Source organism: Methylomonas sp. MgM2 (assembly GCF_054172045.1).
Genome location: NZ_JBSYXO010000068.1, coordinates 1 through 7700, shown reverse-complemented (window position 1 = coordinate 7700; position 7700 = coordinate 1). Strand labels below are relative to the sequence as shown.

General features: G+C 48.7%; 8 protein-coding genes. 6 read left to right on the top strand and 2 right to left on the bottom strand.

Features of this window, described 5'->3' with window-relative positions; translation table 11 throughout:
* The coding region (locus ACW73I_RS22645) for an ATP-binding protein (protein WP_458031774.1) at positions 1–1362 on the top strand (1362 nt) is incomplete at its 5' end.
* Between the two features lie 399 nt (positions 1363–1761).
* Here ACW73I_RS22645 and ACW73I_RS22640 read toward each other — a convergent pair.
* Positions 1762–2043, bottom strand: coding sequence for a TraK family protein (locus tag ACW73I_RS22640; protein ID WP_458031773.1), 282 nt, complete (start codon positions 2041–2043; stop codon positions 1762–1764).
* A 267-nt stretch (positions 2044–2310) separates the two neighbouring features.
* Between ACW73I_RS22640 and ACW73I_RS22635 the strand changes: the two genes are divergently transcribed.
* Positions 2311–2805, top strand: coding sequence for an RHS domain-containing protein (locus tag ACW73I_RS22635; RefSeq protein WP_458031772.1), 495 nt, complete (start codon positions 2311–2313; stop codon positions 2803–2805).
* A gap of 25 nt (positions 2806–2830) precedes the next feature.
* A complete protein-coding gene (locus ACW73I_RS22630; RefSeq protein ID WP_458031775.1) occupies positions 2831–3139 on the top strand; it encodes an RHS repeat-associated core domain-containing protein in 309 nt (102 codons plus the stop codon).
* Here ACW73I_RS22630 and ACW73I_RS22625 read toward each other — a convergent pair.
* Positions 3021–4076: a VPLPA-CTERM sorting domain-containing protein gene (locus tag ACW73I_RS22625; RefSeq protein ID WP_458031771.1), complete on the bottom strand. Its 1056-nt coding sequence runs from the start codon at positions 4074–4076 to the stop codon at positions 3021–3023. The genes ACW73I_RS22630 and ACW73I_RS22625 overlap by 119 nt on opposite strands.
* A gap of 699 nt (positions 4077–4775) precedes the next feature.
* On the opposite strand from ACW73I_RS22625, the gene ACW73I_RS22620 reads away from it, so the two are divergent.
* From ACW73I_RS22620 to ACW73I_RS22610, 3 genes are all read left to right on the top strand, one after another.
* The gene (locus ACW73I_RS22620) at positions 4776–6110 is read left to right on the top strand and encodes a hemolysin family protein (RefSeq protein WP_458031770.1); all 1335 of its coding nucleotides are present in this window, start codon (positions 4776–4778) and stop codon (positions 6108–6110) included.
* Between the two features lie 42 nt (positions 6111–6152).
* Complete coding sequence (locus ACW73I_RS22615) at positions 6153–7166, top strand: sodium:calcium antiporter (protein ID WP_458031769.1); 1014 nt, start codon at positions 6153–6155, stop codon at positions 7164–7166.
* 157 nt (positions 7167–7323) lie between these two features.
* Complete coding sequence (locus ACW73I_RS22610) at positions 7324–7590, top strand: hypothetical protein (protein ID WP_458031768.1); 267 nt, start codon at positions 7324–7326, stop codon at positions 7588–7590.
* The last annotated feature ends 110 nt before the right edge of the window (positions 7591–7700 follow it).

The following is a 7700-nucleotide window of genomic DNA, read 5'->3' as shown; positions in this document are numbered from 1 at the left end:
AAACCGCCCGGCGCTACGGCTTCCTGGGACTACTCAACCTTCACTCGCTGGCGCTTCGTTTCCAAGGTTTCGCAGCGATTGGTCAGTTCCGTATTCGCCAATTATGCTGAGGGGGACTTCGCCCTCGGCACATTATCTCTGCAGCCGGATCAATTAGCGAAAATTAATCTTGATTCCTTTCTATCAAGACATGCTGCAATACTTGGCCAAACTGGAGGTGGTAAATCCTGGACGGTAGCGTCCCTACTCCAAAAAATTTCAAACCTTAAACAAGCAACCGTTGTTCTATTTGATCTTCATGGCGAATATTCCGTGGCATTCGCAAAGGACGCTGACATCATTTCGGCCACAGACCTTGAGCTCCCTTACTGGTTAATGAATTCGGAAGAGCTTCTTGGCCTTATGGTAGATCGAAGCGAGTCGGCTGCGCCGAATCAAATTGCCAAATTCAAGGAAGTTCTTCAGACAGCCAAAGAAACGCCCGACGAAAACAAGGCGCTTGGGATAACCAAAATTACGATTGACACCCCGGTCTTCTTTGATTTCAACGCGATACTCAAGGAGTTTAGAAGTCTGGATACTCAGATGGTTGCTGGCGCAAAAGGGGATAAACAAGGACCACTCTTTGGCCAATTTACGCGGTTACTTATGCGAATCGACTCGCGGCTTAACGACCGTCGATACGATTTGATTTTCAAGCCCAAAACCTATTTGAATAGCGCGTCGATGGAAGATCTTTTCCGTCGCCTATTGGGTGAGCGACAAGGCCAAAGAAAGAAGATAGTTGTCATTGATCTCAGCCCTGTTCCATTTGACGTACGCGGATCAGTCATTTCTCTGATTCTTCGCTGTATATTTGACTTTGCTTACTGGTACAGACGGGTCAACAAGGAACGGCATCCAATCGCCGTTTTCGCCGATGAAGCTCACATTTATCTTAACGAACGCGATACATCCTCAGAAGCCGCTAGGCATTCTGCTGAGCGGATAGCAAAGGAAGGGCGCAAGTACGGCGTGAGCCTTACAGTCATCAGTCAACGTCCCCGAGAGGTCTCGTCGACCATACTATCGCAATGCAATAGCTTTTTATGTTTGCGTATTTCAAATCCAGAGGATCAGTCATACGTTAAAAGCCTACTTCCTGACTCAGTGCGTGGAATAGCGAGCCTATTTTCAACACTTCGGCGAGGTGAGTGTGTCCTGTTGGGGGATTCGGTTCTGATGCCTACTCGTATACGAATAGACATTCCTGACCCGAAGCCAGCTAGCGATGATGCTTCTTTCTATAAGCATTGGACCACTGACCCTGCTGAAATTGACTTTGCAGCAGTACTCAAGGCGTGGCGTAATCAAGAAGCCTAAAGTCTTGCAAATGTTCATTTCAGCCAGTTTGAAAGTGTAGCTTTGACAATCTGTTGGAATCAATCGCCCGAACGTCCGCTATTCTGCCGTTTGATTGGCGGCTTAGGGTCGAAACAGCGCATTGAAATTCAAGGATGGTTTCGCTTCCAGCGTTAAAGAATCAATGACCATTGTTAGTTGTTCAATTGATCAGGTTATGTTGGACTCTGGTACGGTTTAGTCCGTGATGCCAGAATACATCGCAATCCGACGCTGCTCAGACCGTAAATTGATCCTGCTGATGCCAAGGCCGTAAGGCGGATTCGGCGCGGTAGCGACAATCCGCCAAAACTTTGAAACCACCCGGCGTTTTGCTATCGCGAAAACGCCCTACGGTCTTCGTCCCAACGGCCTTGCCCGTCAAACCAAATCGTCCTTGTTGGGGTTCGGATTCCTGACAAACCCCTTGGCCTTGTCCGCCGACTGCGTGGTGGGCTCCGGCTTTTCGGCCTGCGGAGTGGCCGTCTTATCGCCCTTGGCCTGCCTTCGCGTCTGCCCCGGATTCAAAATCAAGCGGTTCGCATACAGCCGGAACGCCTGATAGCTGAACGGCACCTTGCCTTCCTCTTGCAACAGCCGGTAAATTTGCGCCACCATCCAGCCGTCGTCCAAGGCCTGTTTAATCTCATCGCGCAAGCTCATAAACAGAGCTCATAGCTACGATTAGCGACCGCGTAATCGTAGGCATGCAGGCTCCCGTTCCTTCGATGATGCAACGCTAGTCAGGGCCGCGGGCTGACAGCGTACGTAAAGACAGAGGCGCTGGAGCGGGCGGATCGCCGGGGGGCGCGATGAATGAAAAGTGTGCCGAATTAGTCAAGAACCAATGAAGCGATGAAATTTTCCGATCCGACGAATTGGATTAAATCACCCGGTCGCAATTGCACGAGCAAGCGTAGCCTGTATGTAATGAAATGGAATCCGGGGAATGATGTTTCAAATCCCGGATTTCGCTCCGCTCCATCCAGGCTACGCTTGCTGGGCATGATCTATACCTCGGATCAACGATTGTCTCGGCTATTGCAGAACCCGCAAGGCGGCCTTTACGACTACGATACCTTCGGCCGTAGGGTCAATAAAATCGCGAACAAGAAATGGAAAATGTTCGCCTATGACGGCAGCTGCGTGATTGGCGAAGAAGGATTCGTAACGATGCTGCAAACCATCGATATCGGGAGTATCCGTTACGCCTACCTGGACGGAGAGCCTCTTGCACGCATCGACGAACCCAAAGACGGCGACCGCCAGATCCGCTACTATCACAACAATCACCTGGGTGCACCGCTGAAAGTCACCGACCAGCAAGGCCAAGTAGTCTGGGCCGCCGACTATGATCCCTTCGGCAAAGCCACCGTCACCAATGCAACAATTACCCAAAACCTAATTGCCCGGCCAATATTATGACGCAGAAACCGGTTGGCATTACAATATGTGGCGGTATTATGATCCGGGGTTGGGGAGGTATTTGCAGAGAGACCCGATTGGGTTGGATGGGGGCATTAATACTTACACCTATGTTGAGAATAACCCACTCAATTTTATCGATCCGCTTGAAACCCGGCGAATTGAGGTTGGCCGGGTTGGTGGAAGTTACCTCATTCCTAAGGCAAAACCAATCTTTAAGCCGTTTTACGGCGACGCATGCCGACCAAGCCAGTCAGCGCCGATCCGAACAGCCAGACGGTGGCGGGAACGGGAACTTGAGAGACAGTCAAAGAATAACCATCGGTTGTGGTGAACCAGGCTCCACCCATATAACCACCCAGGAAGATCGTGTAATACTCTCCCGCTACCGCATTAAAGGTAATGGTGTTCATGTCGGTGGTGCCGGTGAATGGATCGGAGGGATCGATTACCCCAACACTGGCTGCAACAATATCGCTGTTAGCTAATCCGGTTCCGGAATTGGTGCCATAGTTAGCTGCCGAATAAGTGCCACCGATATACGGGTTGGAGGCATCAGTGATGCCAACGGTGTTGTTGCCGATGTTCCACGAAACGTGGTGCATGTATCCGGTAGTGTTATCCATGCCATGGAATATGGTGAAGCCGTACTGGGCATTGGGATTTAGAATGCCTTGCGCAGTCAGCGTGACTGTACCGGTGGTATCTGACTTGAAAAGTCCGACGTCCAGGTCGTGACGCCATCCGCCTTGGTCGGCTACATTTGTGGCTGCCCAAGCGCCTTTGGCGGTATCGATATCGGCATAGATACCATAGCGAGAGAAGGAATCAGCGGCCGAAATGGTGCCGGTCCCACCTTGACCGCCGGTAATTTCTATGCCCCAGTTCATATGGGCGCCAGCGTAGCCAAATGCCGCTGTCGTTGGACTGGCCGTTCCGACCCAATTTTGGGTGCCGTAATAACCAACGGGAACTCGAGCTCCGGCGTCATAGGTAACGCCTGAGACCGGGTTAGTCCATCCGGTTGGAGCTGGCGTTGTGGCGTTCGTTAAAGCTTGTTCGCCGGCTCCGTTGGCCCAGCCGTCGGTTTGGCCGTAGTAACTAGGGCTATAAACACCGCCGGTAAATGGATCTACTGTGCCAGCTGCAACTGAACCATCGACGCCAGTCGTTGCGTTATACATGGTGGTCACACCCGCAGAAGCTGTGCTTGAAAATGCCAAAGTTGAAAGAGCCAGGGTAACCGCTTGAGCCAAGATTTTTTTAGTCATTTTCATATTCCTAAAATGATTTATGTGAAATGCTGTTTGTAGTGCCTACATTAAAGTTGCGCTACGCTTCGCTAACCCTAACTGCTTGGTTTTAGCTTAATTTTCAATTTCGCATTTACCATGCCATTATTATATGCATATAAACAATAGGTTATATAATGACGTAGGCATCTGCAGCTCTTAAAAAAGACGTCATATCCCTTAAATTTAGAAGTTAAATAACATAGTATTGATACGGTAATCCGGGCTTTGTAAACAAACTGCAAAGTCTGTTTGAAGAATAAGGGCCACTTCTTACAAGAAGGTTATGTCAGGCGCCGGATTTAGCGGGCATCGATATCGAAGCTTACGTTAAAGCCAACTTCCGGCGGGCCGAACATCCGGTTTTCAAATACCGGGCTAATTTGGAAGGTGATGGTAAGAAAAACTATTTCTTCGTATTGATCTCACTTGCCACGGCTTAAATAGCCCGACCGGTTTTTCGTGTCGCTCATCACTAAAGAATTTTACGAATCCGATACTTTTGGCAGCGTTTTAACGCGGGCCATGAAAAATTTTATATTTTTTTTACAGTCGAGTTGACTGTTCCATGGCTTATATTAAACGACTTAAATCCGCCTCTAACGTGTCACCAGACTAAGCTTTTGCAGACAAATCAGCTCACGCGCGGTCACTCCACTTGTAATCAATTTCCCCTGCATGAATAATCTTTTGCTCATTTTGGGCGCAATATTTTTAGTCTTTATAAACGGTTATTTTGTCGCCTTAGAGTTTAGTTTGGTCAAATTAAGACAAACCCGTATCAAGTCCATCCAACAGTCTGCCGGTTGGCGTGGACGCGTTCTCGCAAAAGTACATGGCGATCTGGACGCCTATCTTTCCGCTTGCCAACTGGGTATTACGTTGGCGTCGTTAGGATTGGGCTGGGTAGGCGAACCGGCGTTTGCCGGATTACTGGAACCGGTCTTTTTAAAATTCAGTATTACATCGCCTGAATTGATTCACACCATTTCCTTCACCTTTGCATTTTGTACGATTTCTTTTTTACATATCGTGGTCGGGGAACAGGCGCCTAAGTCGATGGCTATTCGCAACCCTGAAGCCATTGGTCTGTGGGGTGCCGCGCCGCTTTATTTATTGTACCGGCTGATGTATCCGGCCATTTGGTTGTTGAACGGCAGTGCCAATCTGGTTTTGCGTATAGCCGGATTGACGGCACATCATGGTCACGAAAGCCATTATTCAACGGAAGAAATTCAGTTAATACTGCGATCCGGCCGCCCAAGCGAAACCTTTAGTAATCAAGAGTGGAGCGTTTTAGCCAAAGCGCTTGATTTCAGCAAATTACAGGTTTCCGAATTGATGCGGCCACTTCATGAAATCACTGCTCTCCATCGCAATAAAACAGCGCAGGAGAATTTGGCTGTTATGCTCGCTAGCCGTTTCAGTCGATACCCTTATTTCGATAACAACGGCGCTGATGTTCTTGGCGTTATTCATTTAAAGGACTTGTTTGTGGCGTGTCAGGCAGCTGAAACCGACATTGATTTCGAGCAGTATTTGCGCCCGATTCAATACGTTCCATCCCATCAACCGGCAGTGGAACTCTTCCGGCTATTTAGCCAAGGCGCTCCGCATTTTGCTTTGGTGGGTCAGAAGGGACAAAAACCGCGCGGTTTTATCACCATGGATAATTTGTTATCCGCATTGGTCGGCGAAATGCAAGACGAATTTCGTTCGAGCGATACAGGCTGGCAATTGCAGAATGACGGTTCATGGCTTTGCAAAGGCAGCTTGCCCATTTTTTCGTTGGAACGGCTTTTGGATATCGATATAGAAAATGAAGAACTGGACCTCGAAAGCGTCGATTCCGTTGGCGGATTGATTTTAGCCAAGCTATGCGACATCCCGGAAGAAAACGAAACCGTTTCCTTCAATGAATTCGAGGTTACCATTTTCAAAATGGATGGTCCGCGCATTGAATGGGTCAAGCTGAATCGCAAGCCTGAAACTAAGCATGAAACAGCGAAGTAAGCTTAGTCGCTCATCAATTTTTCCTTCGTATTGTATCGGTCCATGACAGCATATTTAACGACCTTAATCCTGATGATCATCGTGATTTTGGTGGCATCTGAATTTTTTACCAACGCCTTGGAGCATTTGGGCGAAAAGCTAAGCATTTCGGAGGGCGTTACCGGTTCATTGTTTGCCGCCGTTGGTACCGCCCTGCCCGAAACGATGATTCCTTTATTGGCTTTGTTTGCGGGAACGTCAAATATTCAAGTCAACGAGGAAGTCGGGGTTGGAGCCATTCTCGGCGCTCCGTTAATGCTGTCGACTTTATCGACCTGTCTGATGGCGTTTGCGGTCTTACGTAGGAGGAGAGCCTCGGGCCATATCCGTCCGGAAAGGACGGGATTCATTCGGGATATCGACTTTTTCCTGTTTGCTTTTGTACTGGCCGCTGCCGCCATGTATATTCCTCAGGAGGCGCGCTATCTGCGCGGGGCATTGAGCATTGCGCTTGTTCTTACTTATTTTTTCTATATTCTTTTGACCCTGCGCGCTTCCGCTCACTTGGTCAAGGACGGCCACGCTACCGAGGCGGATAATAAAATGTATATAGCCAGACTGGGCCTGCCAACCGGCATGCTAACCATCTTGCTGCAACTGGCTATCGGGCTTGGGTTGCTGGTTTACGGGGCTAAGGGCTTCATCTCCGGAGTGGAGGGCGCGGCAAATGCGCTCGGAATATCCTCGCTACTGTTATCGCTTCTGATAATCCCGATAGCGACCGAACTGCCCGAGAAAGTCAACAGCATTCTATGGATTCGCCGCGGCAAGGACACCTTGGCCTGCGGCAATATCACCGGCGCCATGGTATTTCAAGGCACATTGCTTCCAGCGATTGGCATTATGTTGACGCCTTGGCAGCCGCGTATCGAGGTACTTAGCGGTGTTTTAATCACACTAATGGCCGCAGGGTGGATGCGATTTCACTCGCGCCCCCACGGACAAGGATTGCCGATTTGGGCACTTATGATGAATGGAGGTTTGTATGCCGCATTTCTTGTGATAACCCTCATTTGAGTATCTCAACTGCAACGACAACCCAAATCGGCGCCCAATCCCTAGAGAAATAATTGATCTAAGCCATTGAAAAAATGATGTACGCTAAATTTTGGTATTTCAATTCCTTACGCTTGATGCGCTGATTCGGTAATTATTACCCGGGACTTTGGAAAGCATGGGCAAAATCAATTCATTTATTTATCGCTATATTCGCAGCTTTGAAATGGTCGGTGTATTGATGCGAATTTTTAGCTTTAGTTTAGTCAGTTGGCTTGGTCCGGAAAGTCCGTTTGCTTTTATTTGGTTTTTTAACACCACTGACGCCATATTACTTTCATGGTGCTCCATTTTAAAACGCGATTATGCCTATACATTGCTTAATGTATTCTGGATCATGGTAGGCATTGTCGGGATACTGAGAGCCGAGGGTATGATTCATTAATGCAATGTCAGCGTGTAGTATCGAATGGGAGTTTTAGCAGGCTGTTGATTTTATCGCCCCCGCAATCCGCATTGATTCGCTGAGCCAGCCGCTAGATTAACTTATAAAGC

Bases quoted from the DNA above. Each gene is read 5' to 3' on its own strand.
- ACW73I_RS22640 (WP_458031773.1), bottom strand. From the start codon at position 2,043: ATGAGCTTGCGCGATGAGATTAAACAGGCCTTGGACGACGGCTGGATG.
- ACW73I_RS22635 (WP_458031772.1), top strand. From the start codon at position 2,311: ATGAAATGGAATCCGGGGAATGATGTTTCAAATCCCGGATTTCGCTCC.
- ACW73I_RS22630 (WP_458031775.1), top strand. From the start codon at position 2,831: ATGTGGCGGTATTATGATCCGGGGTTGGGGAGGTATTTGCAGAGAGAC.
- ACW73I_RS22625 (WP_458031771.1), bottom strand. From the start codon at position 4,076: ATGACTAAAAAAATCTTGGCTCAAGCGGTTACCCTGGCTCTTTCAACT.
- ACW73I_RS22620 (WP_458031770.1), top strand. From the start codon at position 4,776: ATGAATAATCTTTTGCTCATTTTGGGCGCAATATTTTTAGTCTTTATA.
- ACW73I_RS22615 (WP_458031769.1), top strand. From the start codon at position 6,153: ATGACAGCATATTTAACGACCTTAATCCTGATGATCATCGTGATTTTG.
- ACW73I_RS22610 (WP_458031768.1), top strand. From the start codon at position 7,324: ATGGGCAAAATCAATTCATTTATTTATCGCTATATTCGCAGCTTTGAA.